The sequence below is a fragment of the Brachybacterium aquaticum genome, assembly GCF_014204755.1.
Taxonomy (GTDB): domain Bacteria; phylum Actinomycetota; class Actinomycetes; order Actinomycetales; family Dermabacteraceae; genus Brachybacterium; species Brachybacterium aquaticum.
Genome location: NZ_JACHLZ010000001.1, coordinates 486635 through 507961, shown reverse-complemented (window position 1 = coordinate 507961; position 21327 = coordinate 486635). Strand labels below are relative to the sequence as shown.

General features: G+C 71.2%; 19 protein-coding genes and 1 tRNA gene. 4 read left to right on the top strand and 16 right to left on the bottom strand.

The features are described from left to right. Positions 1-616: 616 nt before the first annotated feature. The 4 genes from rplL to HNR70_RS02180 form a co-directional block, all read right to left on the bottom strand. On the bottom strand, positions 617-1006 hold the full coding sequence (gene rplL / locus HNR70_RS02195) for a 50S ribosomal protein L7/L12 (RefSeq protein WP_184324217.1): 390 nt from the start codon (positions 1004-1006) through the stop codon (positions 617-619). 147 nt (positions 1007-1153) lie between these two features. Beyond that, positions 1154-1672 (bottom strand): 50S ribosomal protein L10, encoded by a 519-nt coding sequence (gene rplJ / locus HNR70_RS02190; protein WP_184324216.1) that lies wholly within the window; start codon positions 1670-1672, stop codon positions 1154-1156. Positions 1673-1973: 301 nt separating this feature from the next. Then, positions 1974-2144: a hypothetical protein gene (locus tag HNR70_RS02185; protein WP_184324215.1), complete on the bottom strand. Its 171-nt coding sequence runs from the start codon at positions 2142-2144 to the stop codon at positions 1974-1976. Further along, complete coding sequence (locus tag HNR70_RS02180) at positions 2145-2306, bottom strand: hypothetical protein (RefSeq protein ID WP_184324214.1); 162 nt, start codon at positions 2304-2306, stop codon at positions 2145-2147. 709 nt (positions 2307-3015) lie between these two features. On the opposite strand from HNR70_RS02180, the gene adhE reads away from it, so the two are divergent. Beyond that, positions 3016-5613: a bifunctional acetaldehyde-CoA/alcohol dehydrogenase gene (gene adhE / locus HNR70_RS02175; RefSeq protein WP_184324213.1), complete on the top strand. Its 2598-nt coding sequence runs from the start codon at positions 3016-3018 to the stop codon at positions 5611-5613. A 193-nt stretch (positions 5614-5806) separates the two neighbouring features. Here adhE and HNR70_RS02170 read toward each other — a convergent pair whose 3' ends face one another. The 6 genes from HNR70_RS02170 to HNR70_RS02145 form a co-directional block, all read right to left on the bottom strand. Then, complete coding sequence (locus tag HNR70_RS02170) at positions 5807-6670, bottom strand: protein kinase family protein (protein WP_184324212.1); 864 nt, start codon at positions 6668-6670, stop codon at positions 5807-5809. Positions 6671-7130: 460 nt separating this feature from the next. Further along, the gene (gene rplA / locus HNR70_RS02165; protein ID WP_184324211.1) at positions 7131-7850 is read right to left on the bottom strand and encodes a 50S ribosomal protein L1; all 720 of its coding nucleotides are present in this window, start codon (positions 7848-7850) and stop codon (positions 7131-7133) included. A 5-nt stretch (positions 7851-7855) separates the two neighbouring features. After that, on the bottom strand, positions 7856-8287 hold the full coding sequence (gene rplK, locus HNR70_RS02160) for a 50S ribosomal protein L11 (RefSeq protein ID WP_184324210.1): 432 nt from the start codon (positions 8285-8287) through the stop codon (positions 7856-7858). A 209-nt stretch (positions 8288-8496) separates the two neighbouring features. Beyond that, positions 8497-9444 (bottom strand): transcription termination/antitermination protein NusG, encoded by a 948-nt coding sequence (nusG, locus tag HNR70_RS02155; RefSeq protein ID WP_184324209.1) that lies wholly within the window; start codon positions 9442-9444, stop codon positions 8497-8499. 76 nt (positions 9445-9520) lie between these two features. Further along, on the bottom strand, positions 9521-9787 hold the full coding sequence (secE, locus tag HNR70_RS02150; protein ID WP_184324208.1) for a preprotein translocase subunit SecE: 267 nt from the start codon (positions 9785-9787) through the stop codon (positions 9521-9523). A 63-nt stretch (positions 9788-9850) separates the two neighbouring features. Next, positions 9851-9923: transfer RNA gene (locus tag HNR70_RS02145), tRNA-Trp, on the bottom strand. Positions 9924-10189: 266 nt separating this feature from the next. Here HNR70_RS02145 and HNR70_RS02140 point away from each other — a divergent pair. Then, positions 10190-11416, top strand: a complete 1227-nt coding sequence (locus HNR70_RS02140; RefSeq protein ID WP_184324207.1) for a pyridoxal phosphate-dependent aminotransferase — start codon at positions 10190-10192, stop codon at positions 11414-11416. Beyond that, a complete protein-coding gene (locus HNR70_RS02135) occupies positions 11413-12543 on the top strand; it encodes an adenosine deaminase (protein WP_184324206.1) in 1131 nt (376 codons plus the stop codon). Before HNR70_RS02140 ends, HNR70_RS02135 begins: the two co-directional genes overlap by 4 nt. On the opposite strand, the gene galK is transcribed toward HNR70_RS02135, so the two are convergent. From galK to HNR70_RS02115, 4 genes are all read right to left on the bottom strand, one after another. Then, positions 12485-13705, bottom strand: coding sequence for a galactokinase (gene galK, locus HNR70_RS02130; RefSeq protein WP_184324205.1), 1221 nt, complete (start codon positions 13703-13705; stop codon positions 12485-12487). The genes HNR70_RS02135 and galK overlap by 59 nt on opposite strands. Positions 13706-13860: 155 nt before the next feature. Beyond that, positions 13861-14949, bottom strand: a complete 1089-nt coding sequence (locus tag HNR70_RS02125; RefSeq protein ID WP_184324204.1) for a lactonase family protein — start codon at positions 14947-14949, stop codon at positions 13861-13863. Then, the gene (locus tag HNR70_RS02120) at positions 14946-16442 is read right to left on the bottom strand and encodes a threonine/serine exporter family protein (RefSeq protein WP_184324203.1); all 1497 of its coding nucleotides are present in this window, start codon (positions 16440-16442) and stop codon (positions 14946-14948) included. Before HNR70_RS02120 ends, HNR70_RS02125 begins: the two co-directional genes overlap by 4 nt. Positions 16443-16544: 102 nt before the next feature. Beyond that, a complete protein-coding gene (locus tag HNR70_RS02115; protein WP_184324202.1) occupies positions 16545-16835 on the bottom strand; it encodes a DUF3017 domain-containing protein in 291 nt (96 codons plus the stop codon). A gap of 88 nt (positions 16836-16923) precedes the next feature. Between HNR70_RS02115 and HNR70_RS02110 the strand changes: the two genes are divergently transcribed. After that, positions 16924-18468, top strand: coding sequence for an aspartate ammonia-lyase (locus tag HNR70_RS02110; RefSeq protein WP_184324201.1), 1545 nt, complete (start codon positions 16924-16926; stop codon positions 18466-18468). A 120-nt stretch (positions 18469-18588) separates the two neighbouring features. On the opposite strand, the gene ppk2 is transcribed toward HNR70_RS02110, so the two are convergent. Both ppk2 and purH read right to left on the bottom strand, forming a co-directional pair. Then, entirely contained in the window at positions 18589-19494 is a 906-nt protein-coding gene (gene ppk2 / locus HNR70_RS02105) for a polyphosphate kinase 2 (protein WP_184324200.1), read from the bottom strand. 149 nt (positions 19495-19643) lie between these two features. Next, on the bottom strand, positions 19644-21299 hold the full coding sequence (gene purH / locus HNR70_RS02100) for a bifunctional phosphoribosylaminoimidazolecarboxamide formyltransferase/IMP cyclohydrolase (protein ID WP_184324199.1): 1656 nt from the start codon (positions 21297-21299) through the stop codon (positions 19644-19646). Between the last annotated feature and the right edge of the window lie 28 nt (positions 21300-21327).

Below are 21327 nucleotides of genomic sequence, written 5' to 3'. Positions count from 1 at the left end.
CGCGGCGAACACCCGTCAGGGCGGTGGAGCTTGTGGTGTCGAGATCAGGCGACGACAGAACCCACGGGAGACGCACAGCGCAAGGACCGAGCATACACAAAGCCGCGGATGGACACAAGGGCCGTGAAGCACCTCTCCATCCACGTCGGCCGCTATATGCCTGGCGCGGGAGTTCTGTCGATGCTTCCTGCCCGTCTTGCTCGACCGTCCCGGCGGTGTCGTCACACCGGGCACGCGCGGCAGGAACAGCCCGTACGCGAAAGATGATGGACCGGATCGGCGCGCGAGTCAAGCAGGCGGGGTCCGGAGCGGTGTGTCGGCGGGTCGGCGACAGGGGATGCGCGGTCGGGTGTCATGGCTGGTCGGGCTCGGATTCGGCCGACGGGGCGTGCGGCCGACGGGGACGTGCGGCCGGCGGGCTCCGCGCCGTCGCCGGCCGCACCCGTCGGCCGCTCCCCCGCGCGCCCCGCGCACCCCCGGGCAACCCACGCGCTCCGGGCGACCCGCGCGCCCCGGGCATGCGGAAGGGCCGCCCCGCATGATGCGGGACGGCCCTTCAGGGGGCAGTGCGACTGCCGTCAGCGAGTGGGGCGCGCGCCGGAGCGAGCGCCGGTGATCACTTGACGGTGACGGTCGCGCCGGCCTCCTCGAGCTTCGCCTTGGCAGCCTCGGCGTCGTCCTTCTTGACACCCTCGAGGACGGGCTTGGGAGCCTCGTCGACCAGAGCCTTGGCCTCCTTGAGGCCGAGCGAGGTCAGGCCGCGCACCTCCTTGATGACGGCGATCTTCGCGGAGCCGGCGGACTCGAGGATGACGTCGAACTCATCCTTCTCCTCCTCGGCCGGGGCGTCGCCACCGGCAGCGGCGCCACCAGCGGCGGCGACGGCCACGGGGGCAGCGGCGGTGACCTCGAAGACCTCCTCGAACTGCTTCACGAACTCGGAGAGCTCGATGAGGGACATCTCCTTGAAAGCCTCGATGAGCTCGTCGTTGCTGAGCTTCGCCATGATGGCGTTCCTTCCTGTCGTCGGGACCTTGGGTCCCTGCGGTGTAGAGCGGCGCACATGCGCCAGGTCATGCGGTCCGGATGCTCGCTGGGGAGCGTCCGGGGGACAGCGCTGAGGCTGTGGTGCGGAAGCCGTGAGCCGGTCGGCTCAGGCGGCTTCCTGCTTGGCCCGCAGCGCGTCCACGGTGCGCGCTGCCTTGGACAGCGGCGCCGCAAACACTGCGGCGGCCTTGGACATCGACGCCTTCATGGCGCCGGCGGCCTTGGCCAGCAGGACCTCGCGGGACTCGAGGTCCGCGAGCTTCTGGACGTCCTCCTTCGAGAGCAGCTTGCCCTCGAAGTAGCCGGACTTGACCACGAGGTTCTCGTGGGTCTTGGCGAAGTCACGCAGAGCCTTGGCAGGCTCCACCGGCTCGCCCTTGATGAAGGCGATAGCGGTCGGCCCGCTGAGCGTGCCGTCGAACACGTCGATGCCGGCCTCGCGGGCGGCGATCTCCGTGAGCGTGTTCTTCACCACGGCGTAGGTCGTCTCGGCACCCAGTGCACGGCGGAGCTCCTTGAGCTCGCCCACGCTGAGTCCGCGATACTCGGTGACGACGGCGGCGTCGGAGTTGCGGAACAGCTCCGCGATCTCCGCGACGGCGTCCACCTTCTCGGGATTCGCCATGGCCCTCCTTCCAGAGGTCTCTCGCCGCCTGCCTGAACCACCCCGGACACAGGAAAGGCCTCGACACGCAGGTGTCGAGGCCAGGCGCACGATGTCGCCACGAGGGCGGATCCGTGCGGATCGCTTCAGGTCACCTGCGCAGGCCGCCCCTGGAGGGGGCGCTTCGGTCGCTCTCCGGGTGGAGGGCGACGACCGGCGGTCTTCGGTACGCACAACTCTAGACCAGCCTCCGCGGCGGCGCCATGCCGCGCTCGGCGGTCTCGGTCACATCGCGGGAGATCGGTTCGAGATGCTCCCGCCCTCAGGAGGCGAAGCCGTCCTGCGGCGTCCAGCACCACCGTTTCCCGAGCGGATCGGTGAAGGAGATCGCCGTCACGCCGTGGTTCTGACTGCGCATCAGCGGGTCGAGGCGCGCGGTCTCGTCGATCGGCTTGGGGAGCCCCCATGGGGTGGCCGCGGTTCCGCTCGTCACTCAGAACCGTCCCGGCGGCAGGGTTTCTATCGTGACCGTCCGACTGAACTTGTTGCCCACTGTCGAGATCTCGACGTCATGGAAGACCGAGCCGGGACCGATCTCGTTCGAGACGAGCAGTCCCCATTCCCCGGCATCGTTCTTCGCCCACCACGACTGCACGCTCCCGGCGAGCTGACGATGCTCCCGCTCCGCCTCACGCGATGCCCGCTGATTCTCCCGACGGTCGCGGGCCGCCTCGGCCTCCTCGACCCGTTGACGCTGCTCCTCGGCACGGCGGTCCCGGTCGGATTCTCGACTCTCCGCCGCCTGCGCTGCAGCGAGAGCTTCCTGACGCGTCCTCTCGGCGGTCCGGTTCGCCTCCCCTGCACGGCGGAGAGCGAAGATGCTGAGCAGGGTCCCGATCCCCGCGGCGATGGCCGCGATCCACTCAGCCCAGCTCCCAAGGTCAAGTCCCACGAAGGTCGTGTCGCGAATCTACGTGGTGCACCTAGCAAGCACATGAACTCAGGATGGCGGGAATATGTTGGACACGGGCCGTCGACGAGAGGCGCGATCCGCCCGCATCCCCTCACCGTCGCCCCGCACCCGAGATCGGGGGACCTCGGTCCTCCGGGCCTCCGCGCGCGGCCGACGGGGCGGCTGCGCCGCCTCCTCCCCCAGCGTCCAGTACATCTCCTAACTCGCAGATCAGCAAGGGGCACGAGGTCCCGCCCGCCGTGTCGACGCCCGCTCCCACGGTCGTCACGATATGCCTCGAAAGCACCCTGACCTGCAGGTTCGCCGCCGCGAGCAGGTGCTGGACGCCGTGATCCAGTCCACTTAATGTCGGGGTGACGGGATCGACCGGTCCCGCGGACAGGACAGGGACATGAGCACCACATCGACCCCCACGGAACCCACCACCGAGGACACCGTCGCCGCCATGATCGACGAGCTCGCCCAGCGCGGACGCCACGCGCTGGCCGCCTACGCCTCGTACACCCAGGAGCAGATCCGCTCCATCGTCCACGCCATGGCCCTCGCCGGCGTCGACCAGCACATGCCGCTCGCGCGGCTCGCGGTCGAGGAGACCGGACGCGGCCTCTTCGAGGACAAGTGCACGAAGAACCTCTTCGCCACCGAGTACGTCTGGAACTCGATGAAGGACGACCGCACCGTCGGCGTCATCTCCCAGGACACCCAGCGCGGCATCACCGAGATCGCCGAGCCCGTGGGCGTCGTCGCCGGGGTCACCCCCGTCACGAACCCCACCTCGACGGTCATGTTCAAAGCGCTCATCGCCGTGATGACCCGCAACCCGATCATCTTCGCCTTCCACCCGTCGGCCCAGCGCTGCTCGGCGGAGGCCGCCCGCGTGGTGCGGGACGCGGCCGTCGCCGCCGGCGCCCCCGCCGACTGCATCCAGTGGATCGAGGAGCCGTCGCTCGGCGCGACCACCGCGCTCTTGAACCACCCGAGCGTCGCGCTGACCCTCGCAACCGGTGGCGCAGGCATGGTGCGCGCCGCGTACTCCACCGGGAAGCCGGCCCTCGGCGTCGGCCCCGGCAACGTGCCCGTATATGTCGACCGCACCGCGCCGATCGCCCGCACCGTCAACGACCTGATCCTCTCCAAGACGTTCGACAACGGCATGATCTGCGCGTCCGAGCAGGCGATCTTCCTACACCGGGACGTGCGCACCGCGGTGCTCGACGAGTTCGCCGCCCAGGGCGCGCACCTCGTCACCGCCGCCCAGAAGAAGAAGCTGCAGGAGGTCATGGTCACCGAGGCGGGCATGATCGCGCCCGGCGTGGTCGGCATGGGCGCCGCCGCCATCGCGGAGCTGGCCGGCTTCACGATCCCCGACGGGACGACGCTGCTGCTCGTCCCGATCGACGGAGTCGGCGAGCAGGACCCCTTCTCCCGCGAGAAGCTCTGCCCCGTCCTCGCGGTCGCGACCGTGAAGGACCGGGCCGAGGGCCTCGACCGCTGTGAGGAGATGCTCGAGTTCGGCGGGCTCGGCCACACCGCGGTCCTCCACGCCACCGATCCGGAGCTGGAGCGCGAGTTCGGGCTGCGGATGAGGGCCTGCCGCATCATCGTCAACTCGCCGAGCGCCCTCGGCGGCATCGGCGACGTCTACAACGGGCTCCTGCCCTCGCTGACCCTCGGCTGCGGCAGCTACGGCCACAACTCGGTCTCGCACAACGTCGGCGCCGCCGACCTGCTGAACATCAAGCGCATCGCCGAGCGGAGGAACAACATGCAGTGGTTCAAGGTCCCGCCGAAGACCTACTTCGAGCGGTACTCGATCCAGTACCTCCAGGACATGACCGACATCTCGCGGGTGTTCGTGGTGACCGACCCGGGCATGGTGCAGTTCGGCTACGTCGACATCGTGCTGGACCAGCTGCGCCGGCGCGGCGACGTGGAGTGGACCGTGTTCTCCGACGTCGAGCCGAACCCCTCCTCGACCACCGTCTTCGAGGGCGCCCAGCAGATGGAGCGCTTCCGCCCGGACTGCATCATCGCCCTCGGCGGCGGCTCGGCGATGGATGCCGCGAAGGGCATGTGGCTGTTCTACGAGCACCCCGAGGCGAGCTACTTCGGGATGAAGCAGAAGTTCATGGACATCCGCAAGCGCACCTACCGCTTCCCCACGATGGGGGCGAAGGCGCAGCTGGTGGCGGTGCCGACCACCGCCGGCACCGGCTCCGAGTGCACGCCGTTCGCGGTGATCACCGACGCCGAGACGCACGTGAAGTACCCGCTCGCGGACTACGCGCTCACGCCGTCGGTCGCGATCGTCGACGCGCAGTTCGTGGACACGGTGCCGCGGCGCACCGCCGCCGACTCCGGCATGGACGCCCTCACCCACGCGATCGAGAGCTACGTGTCGACCATGGCCAGCGACTTCAGCCGCGGCCTGTCGGTGCAGGCGCTGCAGTTGCTGCTGGCCAACCTGCGGCCCGCCGTGCTCGAGGACGACCCGATCGCCAAGGAGCGGGTGCACAACGCCTCGGCCCTCGCCGGTATGGCGTTCGCCAACGCCTTCCTGGGGATCGTGCACTCGCTGTCGCACAAGTGCGGCGCCGAGTTCGGCCTCGCCCACGGGCGCACCAACGCGATCTTCCTGCCGCACGTGATCCGGTACAACGCGAGCCGTCCGGTGAAGCGCGCGATCTTCCCGAAGTACGAGTCGTTCCGGGCCGACCGCGACCTGGCGGACCTGGCGCGGGTGGCGGGGCTTCCGGCGTCGAGCACGGAGGAGGGCGTCGAGTCGCTCATCACCGCGGTGCGCGAACTCGCCGAGGACCTCGGGATCGAGCTCAGCCTCGAGGCGAACGGCGTGACGCGGGAGCACCTGGATCGCACCATCGACGATCTCGCCTACCGGGCCTACGAGGACCAGTGCACCCCGGCGAATCCCAAGCAGCCGCTGCTCAGCGAGCTGAAGGAGATCATCGAGGCGGCCTGGAAGGGCTGAGCGCTCCGCGCCTCCGACGGAATCGCCCGCTGTGCTGACATATCTGGACGCACAGCGAGCGATTCTGCGGTGGCGAGGCGGGGGGCGCGGTGGCGGGGCGGGGCGGTGCTGGGGCGGGGCGGTTCGGGGGCGGGGCCGGGGCGGTGGCTCGCGCGGTACCGCCTCGGGTGGGGTCTCCGGGCCGCCGGGCCCCTCAGCTCGCGGCGCCGGCGTCCCGCGCTGCGGTCCAGGCCGCCACGAGCTCGCCGACGCCCCCGTGCCGCTCCGTCCTCTCCCGCCGCGTCGCGCGCTCCACCACCGCGGCCAGGGCCGCGCCGCCGCAGAAGTCCGCGAGATCCTCGGTGAGCCCGGTGCCGAAGTGCCGCAGCAGCCGTCCGAGGGTGAACACCGTCGTGCGCGCGTCGAGGGGCGCGCCGGCGGTGAACTCCTCCGGGGCCATGAAGCGGGTCGAGCCGAACATCCTGCCCATGTCGTTGGTGGAGGGGCCGCGCCGATAGGTGTCGAGGTCGATCAGGGTGAGGCGAGCGGTGGCGGGGTCCACCATGAGGCAGCCGTCGTACAGGTCGCAGGCCACCCAGCCGGCCTCCTCCAGAGTGCGATGCGCGTCGAGCAGCTGATCCAGGACCGCGAGGCGGATCGCTGGCGGGGCGGTGGCGAAGCGGCGGTAGGAGGAGTCCGGGTCGTTCCGCCGAGCGGCGGGGACGCCGACGAGCTCCCCGGAGGCGCGGTCGTAGACGAGGACCGGGCCGGTGGAGAGCTCGATCACACTGCGGAGCCGTGCGAGGGCGGGGTGGTCGACGCTGCGCGCGATCTCGACCGCGTTGCGCAGCAGGTCTACCCGGGCGGACCGGTCCAGCACGGGTAGGGGCGCTCCGGGCGGGGGCTCCTCCTCCCCCGCCGACTTCACGAAGTAGTCGCCGGAGGGCGTCCTCACCAGCCAGGACACATTCCCGGAGTCCTGCGTGCGGTGGTCGAAGCGGGCCAGCACCTCCCCGGCAGAGCTCACGAGCTCCTCGGGCGCCAGGTCGCTGCGGGTCCGGGAGAGAAGATCGGTCACCCGGACACCGTAGGCGTCGCCGAGCCCGGGCGGGTCGGCCGACGGGGAAGGCGCTCCGGCGAGTTCGACCCGGGGTTCGCTCCCCGTCGCCTCGACTGGGGAGTTGATCGACCTCCCGTACCACCCCCACGGTGATCGGCGCGGGAGAGCAGGCGACTCCAGATCTCGGCCCGCCTCGCGTCGCCGAAAGGTCCCAGGACAAAAACCAGGACCAGGACCAGGACCAGGACAGCACGATGCCCCGCCCACCGCAGGGGTGGACGGGGCATCGTAGAGAGACCTCGCAGAACGTCGATCAGGCCCTACTGCACTGCCTGATCTCCTACCGCTCGTTCCTCGCAGAACGTCGATCAGGCCCTACTGCACTGCCTGATCTCCTACCGCTCGTTCCTCGCAGAACGTCGATCAGGCCTTACTGCACTGCCTGATCTCCTACCGCTCGTTCCTCGCAGAACGTCGATCAGGCCTCGTCGGTGTCCTCGAGGAGGTTGCGGGTGCGGTTCACATCGACCGGGATGCCGGGGCCCATGGTGGTGGACACGGTGATCTTGGTGATGTAGCGGCCCTTGGACGCAGACGGCTTGAGACGCAGGATCTCGTCGAGCGCCGCGACGTAGTTCTCGACCAGCTGCTGATCGGAGAACGACACCTTGCCCACGATGTAGTGGAGGTTCGCCGCACGGTCGGTGCGGAACTCGATCTTGCCGCCCTTGATGTCGGACACGGCCTTGGCGGTGTCCATGGTGACGGTGCCGGTCTTGGGGTTCGGCATGAGGCCGCGGGGGCCGAGCACGCGGCCCAGCTTGCCGACCTTGCCCATCAGGTTCGGGGTGGCCACGGCCGCGTCGAAGTCGGTCCAGCCGCCGGCGACCTTCTCGATCAGCTCGTCGTCGCCGACCTCGTCGGCGCCGGCCTCACGGGCGGCCTCGGCCTGCGCACCGGTCGCGAAGACGATGACGCGGGCGGTCTTGCCGGTGCCGTTGGGCAGGTTGACGGTGCCGCGCACCATCTGATCCGCCTTGCGGGGATCGACGCCCAGGCGCATCGACACCTCGACGGAGGCGTCGAACTTGGCCGGGGAGCTCTTCTGGGCCAGACGCAGCGCGTCCAGCGGGGAGTAGGTGCGACCCTCTTCGATCAGCGCCGCGCCGTTCCGGTATGCCTTGCTACGGAATGCCATCGTTATCAGCCCTCCACCGTGATGCCCATGGAACGAGCGGTGCCCTCGACGATCTTCGCCGCGGCCTCGATGTCGTTCGCGTTCAGATCAGGCATCTTGGTCTCCGCGATCTCGCGGACCTGCGCCTGGGTGATCTTGCCGACCTTGTCGGTGTGCGGGGTCGCGGAGCCCTTCTGGAGGCCCGCGGCCTTCTTGATGAGCTCAGCGGCCGGCGGGGTCTTCGTGATGAAGGTGAACGAGCGATCCTCGTAGACCGTGATCTCGACCGGGATGATGTTGCCACGCTGATCGGCGGTGCGATCGTTGTAGGCCTTCACGAACTCCATCATGTTCACGCCGGCAGCGCCGAGCGCGGGACCCACGGGCGGCGCAGGGGTGGCCTGGCCGGCCTGGATCTGGAGCTTGATGATGCTCGCGATCTTCTTCTTGGGAGCCATTGCTCTTCCTTACTGTGGTGTGGTCCGGGCGGAGCTCATCATGCGCTCCTCCCACTGCCGGGCCCCTTCCGCGAACGGACGAGGCCCGAGGTGCGACGTTACCTGCACGCCGCCGCGGCGTCGACCCTGATCACGCGTGATCTCGGTCGTACTCCCCTGCTGGGGAGAGCGTCCGGCCGGGGCCGGGCGCGCCGCGAAGTCGGGGTGACTCAGATCTTGGCGACCTGGTCGAAGGCGAGCTCCACCGGGGTCTCGCGACCGAAGATCGACACCAGCACCTGCAGCTTCTGCGCCTCGGTGTGGATCTCGGAGATCGTGGCCGGCATCGTCTCGAAAGGACCGTCCATGACGGTGACGGACTCGCCGACGTGGAAGTCGGGCATCTTCTGCGCGGCCGCGGGCTTGGAGGCCGCGGCGGTGCCACTGGCGGAGCGCTTCTTCTCGGGGAGGCCGACGGACGGCTCGAGCATCGAGTAGATCTCGTCGAAGGTCAGCGGGGTCGGGTTGGTCGCGTCGCCCACGAACCCGGTCACGCCGGGGGTGTCGCGCACGACGCGCCAGGACTCGGTGGTCAGGTCCATGCGCACCAGCACGTAGCCGGGGATGCGCACGCGGCGGACGATCTTCTTCTGGCCGTTCTTGACCTCGGTCGCGTCCTCCATGGGGACCTGGACCTCGAAGATGTAGTCCTCCATGTCCTGGGTCTCGGTGCGCGTGGCGAGCTGGGTCTTCACGCGGTTCTCGTGACCGGAGTAGGAGTGGATGACGTACCACTCGCCGGGGGCGGAGCGCAGGTGCATCTTCAGCTGCAGCAGCGGGTCCTCGTCCTCGTCGTCCTCCGCCGCGGCGGTCTCCTCGACGGAGCCCTCCTCGGTGGCATCCACGAGCACGCCGTCCTCGTCGGCCGCGAGCTCCTCGCCCTCGGAGTCCTCCTCCGCAGAATCCTCGTCGGAGGCGAAGTCCTCATCCGCAGAGTCCTCGTCGGCCGCATCCTCCGCGGCGTCGGCCTCGACGTCCGCGTCCACCTCGACGTCCGCGTCCTCCGCGACGTCCTGATCCTGCTCCGTCACCTGCTCGGCGGGGGCCGAGGCGGAGAAGGAGAGGGTGTCGTCGACGTCGTCGTAGGACTCGTCGGGGGTAGAGGTCGTCTCGCTCATCGGCGGGAACCTGCCTTCCTGGCGGCGGGGAACTGAACGGTCACGGGGCGGTGCGGGGCGCGGAGCCTGCGCCTGCTCACACGTCCGGGGTGGTGAAGGCGATCCTGGACAGCCAGCTGAACGCGGCGTCGAGACCGAAGATCAGCAGGATCATGAAGGCGACGAACAGCAGGACCGTGATCGAGTAGAGGATCAGCTCCCGGCGGGTCGGGACGACGACCTTGCGCAGCTCCGCGATGACCTGGCGGATGAACAGCCCGATGGCCACGAACGGGTTCTTCGACCCGGAGCCCTTCGCGTCACCGGTGGCCGGTGTCGACGGGGCGTTCTGGCTGGAGTTCACGTCAGGGCTGTCCGATCTGATCGAGGTCATCCGCATCCGGCCGGGTTTCCCCGGCCGGACCGGCAGGGCAGACAGGGCTCGAACCTGCAACCTGCGGTTTTGGAGACCGCTGCGCTACCAATTGCGCCACTGCCCTTCACGGGGGATGCCCCGTGAGGTCTTGCATCGAGGCCCGCGGATCCGTCCTGGGACGTGTCCGATCCGGCCTGCGCGCTTTCGACCAGCGTCCAGCATACAAGCCCCCGGGACCTGGTGCGAATCGGCGGGCCCAGATCACATCCGTCGGCCCGCATCCGTCGGCCGACGGGCCCGGGCGAGCCCGGGCGCCCGGCCGCGCCGCGTCCGCGTGTCCGAGGGAGGAGCGTCCTGGCGAGGGGCCGCGCGCTCTGCCACGATAGGCGGGTGACCACCGACGACGCCCGCACCCCCGCCACCCGCTCCCGCATCTCCCAGCGCATCGGCGCGATCGAGCCCTCGGCGACCCTCGCCGTGGACGCGACCGCCAAGGCGCTCAAGGCCGCCGGCCGGCCCGTGATCGGCTTCGGCGCCGGTGAGCCCGACTTCCCCACCCCCGCGCACATCGTGGACGCCGCGGTCGAGGCCGCGAAGGATCCGAAGAACCACCGCTATTCCGCGACGCCGGGCCTGCCCGAGCTGCGCGAGGCGCTGGCCGCGTCCGTCGGCGCGACCACGGGCCTTCCGATCGCGCCGAGCCAGGTGCTGGTCACCAACGGCGGCAAGCAGGCGGTCTTCCAGGCCTTCGCCACGGTGCTCGACCCGGGCGACGAGGTGCTGCTGCCCGCCCCGTACTGGACCACCTACCCCGAGGCGATCCGCCAGACCGGCGCGAAGGAGGTGCCCGTCCTCGCCGGCGCCAACCAGGGCTACGTCCCCACGGTCGAGCAGCTCGAGGCCGCCCGCACCGAGGCCACCCGTGCCCTCGTGCTGTGCTCCCCCTCCAACCCGACCGGCGCGGTGCTCACCCCCGAGCAGGTCACCGAGATCGGCCGCTGGGCGCTCGAGCACGGCCTGTGGGTCATCACCGACGAGATCTACCAGGCCCTCACCTACGAGGACATGCCCTTCACCTCCGTGCTGAAGGCCGTCCCCGAGCTCGCCGACACCACGATCCTGCTCGGCGGGGTCGCGAAGTCCTTCGCGATGACCGGTTGGCGGGTGGGCTGGATGGTCGGTCCGGCCGACATCATCAAGGCCGCCACGAACCTCCAGTCCCACCTCACCTCGCACGTCAACAACATCGCCCAGCGCGCGGCGCTCGCGGCCCTCACGGGCCCGACGGAGCCGGTCGAGGAGATGCGCGTCGCCTTCGACCGCCGCCGCAAGCTGATCGTCGAGAAGCTCTCCGAGGTGCCCGGCTTCGTGGTCCCGAACCCGACCGGCGCGTTCTACGTGTTCCCGGACGTCTCCGGGGCGCTCGGCCGCGAGATCCGCGGGAAGAAGGTCACCACCTCCACCGAGCTCGCGACCGTGATCCTCGAGGAGGCCGAGGTCGCAGCGGTGCCGGGCGAGGCCTTCGGCGCCCCGGGCTACCTGCGCTTCTCCTACGCGCTCGGGGACGAGGACATCGTCGAGGGCATCGCCCGGGTGGCCGCGCTCCTGGCGGAATGAGCCCCTCCCCCGCCGGGCCGGGCGCGCAACACGCTGCCGCCGGGTCCGGCGCGCCCGCCGCGCCGGAGGCGACGTCGGGCCGGGACCTGCGCCTGCTGCCCAAGGCGCATCTGCACCTGCACTTCACGGGGTCCATGCGCCCGGAGACGCTGTGGGCGCTCGCGGAAGAGCGGCGGATGCGCCTGCCCCGCTCGCTCACGGACGACGTCGCCCTGCAGGTCGAGCCGACCCGGCGCGGCTGGTTCCGCTTCCAGCGGCAGTACGACACGGCCCGCGCCGTGGTCGACTCCGAGGCGGCGATGCGGCGGATCCTCCACGAGGCGGTGGAGGACGACGCGGCCGAGGGCTCGGGCCGGCTCGAGCTGCAGGTGGATCCCACCAGCTACGCCCCGTTCTTGGGCGGGCTGACCCCAGCGATCGAGATCGTGCTGGACCAGGCGCGGCGCTCGGAGGCGGAGACCGGGGTGAGCGTCGGCATCGTCATCGCCGCCTCCCGCACCCGGCATCCGATGGATGCGCGGACCCTCGCCCGTCTCGCGGCGCTGCATGCCGGGGTGGTGGTCGGCTTCGGGCTGTCCAACGACGAGCGGCGCGGGGTCACCGGCGAGTTCGCCGGCGCGTTCCGGATCGCCCGCTCGGCGGGGCTGCTGTCCGTCCCCCACGGCGGGGAGCTGCTGGGCCCCTCCCACGTGCGGGACGTCGTCGAGTCGCTGCACCCGGACCGGCTCGGTCACGGGGTGCGCGCCGCCGAGGACCCGGAGCTGCTGGCCCGGGTGGTGGACGCCGGGATCGGCTTCGAGCTGTGCCCGGCCTCGAACGCGTCCCTCGGCGTGGTCGAGCGGGCCGAGGACGTGCCGCTCGCGCGGATGCTCGCCGCGGGGGCGCAGATCGCGCTCGGGGCCGACGACCCGCTGCTCTTCGGCAGCCGGCTGCTCGACCAGTACGAGACCGCGCGCCGGATGGGCCTTGACGACCGGGCGCTGGCCGGTCTCGCGGCGTCCTCCATCCGCCTGTCCGCGGCGCCGAAGGACGTGCGCCGCCGGCTGCTGGCGGGGGTGGAGGACTGGCTCAGCGGTCCTGTCCCGCACCCTCCGACGGCAGGGCCAGGAAGAACTGCGGGGCGCTGAAGCCGGCCTCGGCGAACGCGGCGGCGATCTGCTCGGCGACCTGCGCGGCGGCGTCCGCCTCGACCAGGGCGATGGTGGAGCCGCCGAAGCCGCCGCCGGTCATGCGGGCGCCGTGGGCGCCGGCCGCGCGGGCGGTGTCCACCGCGAGGTCGAGCTGCGGGACCGTGACCTCGTAGTCGCCTCGCAGCGAGTCGTGGGAGGCGTTCAGCAGCGCGCCGATCTCGGAGACGTGGGCGCGGACGGTGCCGGAGGCGAGCAGCGCGTCGACGTCGCGGACCCGCTGGATCTCGGTGATGACGTGGCGGGCGCGACGGCGCACCACCTCGTCGTCGATCCGGCCCAGCAGCTCGTCCAGCTGCGACGGGTCGGCGTCGCGCAGGGTCGGCACGCCGAGCGCCTCGGCGGCGCGCTCGCTGTCCGCACGGCGGGCGGTGTACTCGCCGTCCACGTGGGAGTGCTCGGCGCGGGTGTCGGTGATCAGCAGCGCGAGGCCCTGGGAGGCGAGGTCCCACGGCACCGCGCGGGTGGAGAAGTCGCGACAGTCCAGGAACAGGGCGTGGCCCTCGCGGGAGAGGACCGAGGCGGACTGGTCCAGGCCCCCGGTGGAGGCGCCGGCGAAGTCGGTCTCGGCGGTGATCGCGGCGCGCACCCGGTCCAGCGGCGTGGTGCCGAGGGTCAGCAGCGCCTCGATCGCCTCGGCGGCGGCGCACTCGAGCGCGGCGGAGGAGGACAGGCCAGCGCCGAGCGGCACCTGCCCGTCGATCATGATGTCCATGCCCTGGGTGACGGCGCCGGAGATGAAGGGGCGCAGCGCCCACAGGACGCCGGCGACGTAGGCGGGCCAGCCCTCGACGGCGCCGGGCTCGAGCGCGGAGGCATCGAGGTCCAGCACGAGGTCGTCCTGGGCGGAGCGCAGGCGCAGCCGGGAGGTGGGGGTGCGGGCCGCGGCCGCGAAGCAGCGGTGCGAGATCGCCATGGGCAGGCAGAGCCCGTCCTGGTAGTCCACGTGCTCGCCGATGATGTTGACCCGGCCGGGCGCGGACCACACCCCGTCGGGCGCGTACCCGAAGGACTCCTCGAACAGCTGGGCGGCGCGCTCGGCGGCCGCGGAGCGCTCCGGAGCGGCGGAGAGCAGCGGGGTGGTGTCGGCGGCAGGGGTCATCGGGGCGGTCCTTCCGGAACGGGTGGCCGGGCGCGGCACGGGGTCGCGATGCTCGGCGAGGCGACGCAGAGTCTAACCGTCGATCCGACAAGAGGGTCCAGCGGGGACCACGGGATGGTCCCCGCGCCCCTCCCTCAGGGCCGGACGGCCCGTCCTCAGGGCCTTACGGCCAGGCAGGCGGCCGACGGGGCCGGGATCGGCTCCCCCGCGACCTCCAGCTCGTCGCCGCGGCGGAGCAGCACGTCGATCCGGTCACCCTCCTGTGACGCGACGAGCACGAGGTCGCCGAGCGGGGTGCCGTCGAGCTGGGTGAAGTGGCGGGGATGCGCGCCGACCTCGACCTCGGAGACCAGCAGGGGCCGCATCGGGGTCAGCGACAGCAGGGAGATGGTGTCCGGTCCGCGGTTGGCGACCAGGAGCACGGACTCGTCGGCCGAGAGCTCGAGGTGGCTGACAGCGTTCTCGCCGTCCCGGCCGCTGGCGGGGACCATGGAGCGCACGCTCCAGCGGCGCGGCGCCGCGGGCATCACCGCGGGGGCGGAGCGGCTGGTGGTCTCCTCGGCGACGCGGACGGCGGTGGCGACCATGCCGGAGAGCTCGCAGGAGATGTGCAGCTGCTCGGACTCGTGGTCGGCGGCGAGGTGGCGGGGGCCGGTGCCGCGGCTGAACACGATCTCGCCGTCGAGGTCGATCATCCCGCCGACGCCCTGGCGGTACAGCAGCACCCGGTCCAGGCCCAGGTCCGGGACGGCGAGCGCCTCCGCGCCGGGCAGGGCGACGATCTGGTGCGGGTGGGGGTCCCTGGCGGCGGCGCCCTCGAACAGCTCGTGGTGGTCGTCCACGTCGATCTGCTCGGCGGGCAGCCCGTCCTCGTCCAGGCGCAGCGTCGCCACGGAGCCGGAGCCGTACTGGGCGACCAGCAGCGTGCCGGGGTCGCGGCCGTAGGCGAGGTGGCAGCCTCCGGAGCCGGTGATCTCGAGGTCGGCGACGACGTCGGCCGACGAGCCGTCGGGGGCGACGCGGAGGGTGACCACCCGCGTGGGGTCGGTCTCGAGCACGGCGTGCAGGAGCGCGCCGTCCGGGCTCCACAGCACGAACGACGGGTCGGGCAGGTCCGCCGTGGCGAGGCGCTCCACTGCGAGGCCGTCGCCGGAGGGAGCGAGGCGCAGCAGCTCGATCCCGGGGCCGCGTCCGGAGCCGCTGCGGGAGTAGCCGCCGACGGCGAGCAGTGCGGGATCGGTCATGGGGTCTCCTCGTCCGTGGGTCGCCGCCGAGGACCGTCCTCGAGGTCCGGCGGCGGCTCGAGGTCATCGAGCAGGGACGGATCCTCGAACATGGCCGGGGACAGCGCTGTCATCTCACCGGTCATCGTAGACGCCTCGATGACCGGAGCGCCGTGACGTCGCCGCATCGAGCGCGAGCCGAGGGAGAGTCGGCGACGGCGCAGGGTGGTGAACGGCGAGGAGATCGCCGGGGTGTAGGCGATGCCGCTGCGGCGGAAGTAGGGCATGATCCGCGCGGCGAGCAACTGGCCGAGCACGACGCCGGCCGCGATCGACACCGCGACCTCGCCCGCGCCGAGCAGCTCGGCGACGCCGACCTGGAGGTCGTCCCCGAGGCCCAGCAGGCCGCGGTAGATGCGGCTGCCCGGCACCAGCGGGATCACCCCGGCCATGACGAAGACGAGGGAGGGGGCGCGGACCCGGTCGGCGAGCGCGGTGGCAATCAGGCCCGAGGCGAAGGCGGAGACGCCCACGGCCACGGGCCGGTCCAGGCCCACCCCGGCCAGGAGGTGGGCGACCAGGCCCGAGCCCGCGGCGACCAGGGACGCGGTGAGCAGCAGCCGGGCCGGGGTCTGGGTGCCGACCCCGTAGCCGAGCCCCATCCCGAGGCCGGAGATGATCACGACGACCACGGTGGTGAGGGTCAGCGGCATCGCGGCGGTGACGGAGATGTCCGCCCCGATCGCGACGGCGAGCATCAGCCCGGCCCGCACCCCGGCGACGATGCCGACGGTGAGCATGAGCGTCTCGAGGATCCGCCCGGCGGCGGTGACGTACCAGCCGGTGACCGCGTCCTGCACGGCGCTGATGGAGCTCAACCCCGCCAGCTGCACGATGATGCAGGAGACCACCACGATGGAGGAGTTCACCGACGGGTCGATGAGGGCGACGAGCACGGCGACGCCGACGGCGACGAAACCGCCGAGGAATTGGCTGTAGAACAGGGGGATGTTCCAGCGGGCCAGCAGCTCGCCGGCGGCGATCAGCAGTCCGGCGGCGAGGGTCGCGGCGAGCACCACCAGACTGCCGGCGCCGAAGCCGAGCGCGGCCGCCCCGCCCATCACCGCGAAGCCCGCGACCACGAGCGCGAGGCGGTACAGCGGCGGGCGCTGCGGGATCGCGGAGGCGCGGCGACGGGCCTCGTCCAGCGACAGCTCACCGGCGAGGTACTGGTGGGAGATGTCCTCGAAGGCGGCGAGACGGTCGAAGTCCTGCACGCGGGCGCTCGCGGAGCGGACCCTGGTGAAGGGCATCGCGGACTCGTCGGCGAGGTAGGAGATCGTGACCTCGTTGAAGGTGACCTGCACCGAGACGTTGCGCAGACCCGAGGAGCTGGTCACACGCAGCACGGTGGCGGTGACCTCGGACGCGGCGGCGCCGTTGGTGAGCAGGCCCTCCCCGATCCTCATCGCGAGGTCGAACACGGCATGGAGCCGGGCGGAGTCGGTGGGCACGGACCGATCGTGCCACACCCGCAGGGACCACTGGGAACCGGGACGGCAGAGCGGAACCGGGAAGGCGGGGCGGAACCGAGGGGCCCGTGCCGCCCCTCCGCGTCAGAGGTTCGGGGAGGTGGACAGCACGCCGATGGCGATCGAGAGCAGCAGCAGGAACGCGACGTCGAGCCCTCGGGAGCGGACCGCGAGCGCGCCCACCACCCGCACCGGCAGGAAGGCCCGTGCGGCGGCGAGGACCAGCAGCAGCGCGGCCAGGAGCCGGCCGGCGAGCGGGGCGGAGTGCAGCACCCCGATCGGCACGATCACGGCGAGGGCGAGCAGGGCGAGGGTCAGCACCGCCTGCCGTCGCAGGGCGGCGCCGAGGCTGTGGGGATCCCTGGGCTCGCGCACCCCGACATCGTACGGGCCCCGTCCCGGGCTACCCTGGCAGGGGCCGGCAGAGCCGTCGGCCATCGCGATCACTGGAGGAGACCCCTCGATGACCAGCCCCGGTACGACATCGCACAGCACCCGCCGCGAGCACGACCTGCTCGGCGACCGCGATGTCCCCGCCGACGCCTACTACGGCATCCAGACCCTGCGCGCGCAGGAGAACTTCCACATCACCGGTGTGCCGCTGCAGCACTTCCCCCGCATGATCGAGGCGCTGGCCCTGGTCAAGCAGGCCGCGGCCCGGGCGAACAACCGCCTGGGCGCGCTCGACGACGAGCGCGCGGCCGCGATCGAGCAGGCCTGCCAGGAGATCGTGGGCGGCGCGCTCCACGAGCACTTCGTGGTGGACATGATCCAGGGCGGCGCCGGCACGAGCACGAACATGAACGCCAACGAGGTGATCGCCAACCGTGCGCTGGAGATCCTCGGCCACGCCAAGGGCGAGTACGAGCACCTCCACCCCAACAACCACGTCAACCTCGGCCAGTCCACCAACGACGTGTACCCCACCGCGGTGCGGCTGACGATGCTGCTGTCCTTCCCGGCGCTCGCCGAGGCGATGGACCACCTGATCACCACGCTGCGCGCGAAGCGCGAGGAGTTCTCCTCGATCCTGAAGATGGGCCGCACCCAGATGCAGGACGCGGTGCCGATGACGGTGGGCCAGGAGTTCCACGGCTGGGCGACCACCATCGAGGAGGACGTCCAGCGCCTCACCCGCACCGCGACCCTGTTCCAGGAGATCAATCTCGGCGCGACCGCGATCGGCACCGGCATCACCTCCGATCCCCGCTACGCGAAGATGGCCACCGCCGATCTCGCGGAGCTGACGGGGATCGACTTCGTGGTCGCCGCGGACCTGGTGGAGGCGACCAGCGACACCGGTGCCTTCGTCACCTTCTCCGGGATCCTCAAGCGCATCGCGGTGAAGATCTCCAAGATCTGCAACGACCTGCGCCTGCTGAGCTCGGGGCCGCGCGCCGGCTTCCACGAGCTGAACCTGCCGGCCGTGCAGCCGGGCTCCTCGATCATGCCCGGCAAGGTGAACCCGGTGATCCCCGAGGTCGTCAACCAGGTCGCCTACGAGGTGATCGGCAACGACCTCACGGTGACCTTCGCGGCGGAGGGCGGGCAGCTGCAGCTGAACGCCTTCGAGCCGGTGATCTGCTTCAACATCCTGGAGTCCACCCGGATCATGACCCGGGCGATGAACACCCTGGCCGACCGCTGCATCGCGGGGATCACGGTGAACGAGGACGTGCTGGAGGGCTACCTGCGCTCCTCGATCGGGATCGTCACGGCGCTCGTGCCGGTGATCGGCTACGCCGCGGCGACCGAGGTGGCCGAGACGGCGCTGGAGACCGGCCGCCCGGTCGCGGACCTCGTGCTCGAGCGGGGGCTGCTGGACGAGAAGCGCCTGGCGACCCTCCTCTCCCCCGAGTCGATGACCCGCCCGGTGCGCCCCACCGCGACCGGCACCATCCCGGTGGTCGATCCGTCGGCCGACGGCGCTGGGACAGGCATCGGGACCGGCGTCGCCCGCGACTCGGGCGAGGTCGCCCCGCCCGTGCAGGAGAAGCAGGACTTCTGAGCCCGCTCCCCCGGGACACGACGACGCCCCTGCGGCCACCTGTGCGGTGGCGGCAGGGGCGTCGCGTGTGAGGGCTGCTCGCGCGGCCCGCCGGCCGGGGCTCTCAGGCGGCCGACGGGATCACTCGTCGGCCGCCTCCTGCTTGCCGCGCATGACGAGCTTCGGGTCCGGGGTGCCCACGATCTCGTGGTCCTTGTCCTCGTACTCGAACTGGGAGAGGAAGTAGCGCATCGCGTTCAGGCGGGCGCGCTTCTTGTCGTTGGAGCGGATGATCGTCCACGGCGCGTACTTCTTGTCCGTGCGGCGGAACATCTCCTCCTTCGCCTCGGTGTAGGCCTCCCAGCGGTCCAGGGACTCCAGGTCCATCGGGGAGAGCTTCCAGCGGCGCACCGGGTCGAGCTGGCGGATCGCGAAGCGGGTGCGCTGCTCCTTCTGGGAGACGGAGAACCAGAACTTGGTGACGTGGATGCCGGAGTCCACGAGCATGCGCTCGAAGTAGGGCACCTGGTTCATGAAGGTCTCGTACTGCTCCGGGGTCGCGAAGCCCATGACCCGCTCGACGCCGGCGCGGTTGTACCAGGAGCGGTCGAAGAGCACCATCTCGCCCTCGGTGGGCAGGTGCTGGATGTAGCGCTGGAAGTACCACTGGCCGCGCTCGCGGTCGCTGGGCTTGTTCAGCGCGACGGTGCGGGCGGTGCGGGGGTTGAGGTGCTCGGTGAAGCGCTTGATGGTGCCGCCCTTGCCGGCCGCGTCGCGCCCCTCGAAGATGATGATCGCCTTCTGATCGTTGTCCTCGAGCCAGTACTGGAACTTCAGCAGCTCCACCTGCAGCTGGTACTTCTGCAGCTCGTACTCGTCCCGGTCCATGCGGGTGTCGTACGGGTACCCCTCCTGCCAGGTGTAGACGGGGTTGCCCTGGGGATCGATGAGGTCAGGGTCGGGGGTGTGCCCGTCCTGGACCGAATACCCCTCCTCGCGCAGGTGCTCGATGTACTCGCGCAGGGACTGGTTGTCAGGGATCTTCACGGCCGCTCCTTGGACACACGCTGATGTATGGCACCAACTCTAGAGGTCCCGGGTGTACCCGAGGTGAACTCCGGTCCGTCCGGGGACCGACCGGTAGCGCCGCGGAGGCGCGTCGGCCGGTCCCGGGAAGGACCGTGCAGTGGTGCAGGTCAGTGCGCGAAGTGGCGGGTGCCGGTGAGGTACATGGTCACTCCGGCCGCACGGCAGGCCTCGATGACCTCCTCGTCGCGGATGGACCCGCCGGGCTGGACGATGGCGCGCACGCCGGCGTCGAGCAGGATCCGGGCGCCGTCGGCGAAGGGGAAGAACGCGTCCGACGCGGCGACCGCGCCACGGGCGCGCTCGGGGGCCTCCCCGCCCTCGGCGTGCTCGCCGAGCGAGTTGGCGCGGGAGACGGCCAGGCGGCAGGAGTCCAGGCGGTTGACCTGGCCCATGCCGATGCCGACGGCAGCGCCGTCCTTGGCCAGCAGGATGGCGTTGGACTTCACCGCGCGCACGGAGCGCCAGGCGAACTCGAGCTCGGCGAGGGTGGCCTCGTCGGCCGGCTCGCCCGCGGCGAGGGTCCAGCCGGCCGGGGAGTCGCCGTCGGCGTCGATGGCGTCGACGTCCTGGATGAGCATGCCGCCCCAGATCTCGCGCATCTCGATGTCGCGGGTGTACTCCCCCGCGATCTGCAGGATCCGCAGGTTCTTCTTGGTGCGCAGCACCTCGAGGGCGTCGTCCTCGTAGCCGGGGGCGAGGATCACCTCGGTGAACACGGGCTTGACCTGCTGGGCCATCGCGAGGGTGACGGTGCGGTTGGTGGCGATGACGCCGCCGTAGGCGGAGACGGGGTCGGTGCCGTGGGCGCGGGCGTGGGCGAGCGCGATGTCCTCCCCCTCGCCGGCGACCGCGATGCCGCAGGGGTTGTTGTGCTTGACCACGGCGACCGCGGGCAGGGCGTGGTCGTAGGCGGCGCGCACGGCGGCGTCGGCGTCGACGTAGTTGTTGTAGCTCATGGCCTTGCCGCCGAGCTGCTCGGCGCCGGCGATGCCGGGGGCGTCGGGGTCGGTGACGGCCAGGCGCGCCCGCTGGTGGGGGTTCTCGCCGTAGCGGAGGGTGGCGGTGATTCCCATCGTGGCGGCGTCCTCGTCGGACAGGTCCAGGATGGTGGGCGCCGCGCCGTCGTGCTCGGCCTCGAGCAGCTCCTCCACGGCCTCCTCGTCGCCGAGCTGGCCGAGCATCCAGTCGCTGATCGCCTCGTCGTACTCGGCGGTGCGGGTGAAGGCGATGGTCGCCAGCTCCTGCCGCTCGGCGAGGGTGAAGCCGCCCTTGCCGGCCGCGTCGGCGGCGATCGGGTAGCCCTCGGGGTCCACGACCACGGCGACGGAGGCGAAGTTCTTCGCGGCGCCGCGCACCATGGTGGGGCCGCCCACGTCGATCTTCTCGATGATCTCGTCGAAGGTGCCGCCGGCGGCGACGGTCTCGGCGAAGGGGTAGAGGTTCACGACCACGAGGTCGAAGGGCGCGATGCCGTGGCTCGCGAGCTGGTCGCGGTGGGACTCCAGGCGCTGGTCGGCGAGGATGCCGCCGTGGATGCGCGGGTGGAGGGTCTTGACGCGGCCGTCGAGCATCTCGGGGAAGTCGGTGACGGACTCGACCTCGGTGACCGGGATCCCGGCCTCGCGGATCGTGCTGCCGGTGGAGCCGGTGGAGACGATCTCCACGCCGTTGTCGGCGAGGGCGCGGGCGAGGTCGACGATGCCGGTCTTGTCGAAGACGGAGAGGAGGGCTCGGTGGAGGGGACGGCGTTCTGCGGTGGTCACGTGGCGTGCTCCTGATCGGTTCCGATGG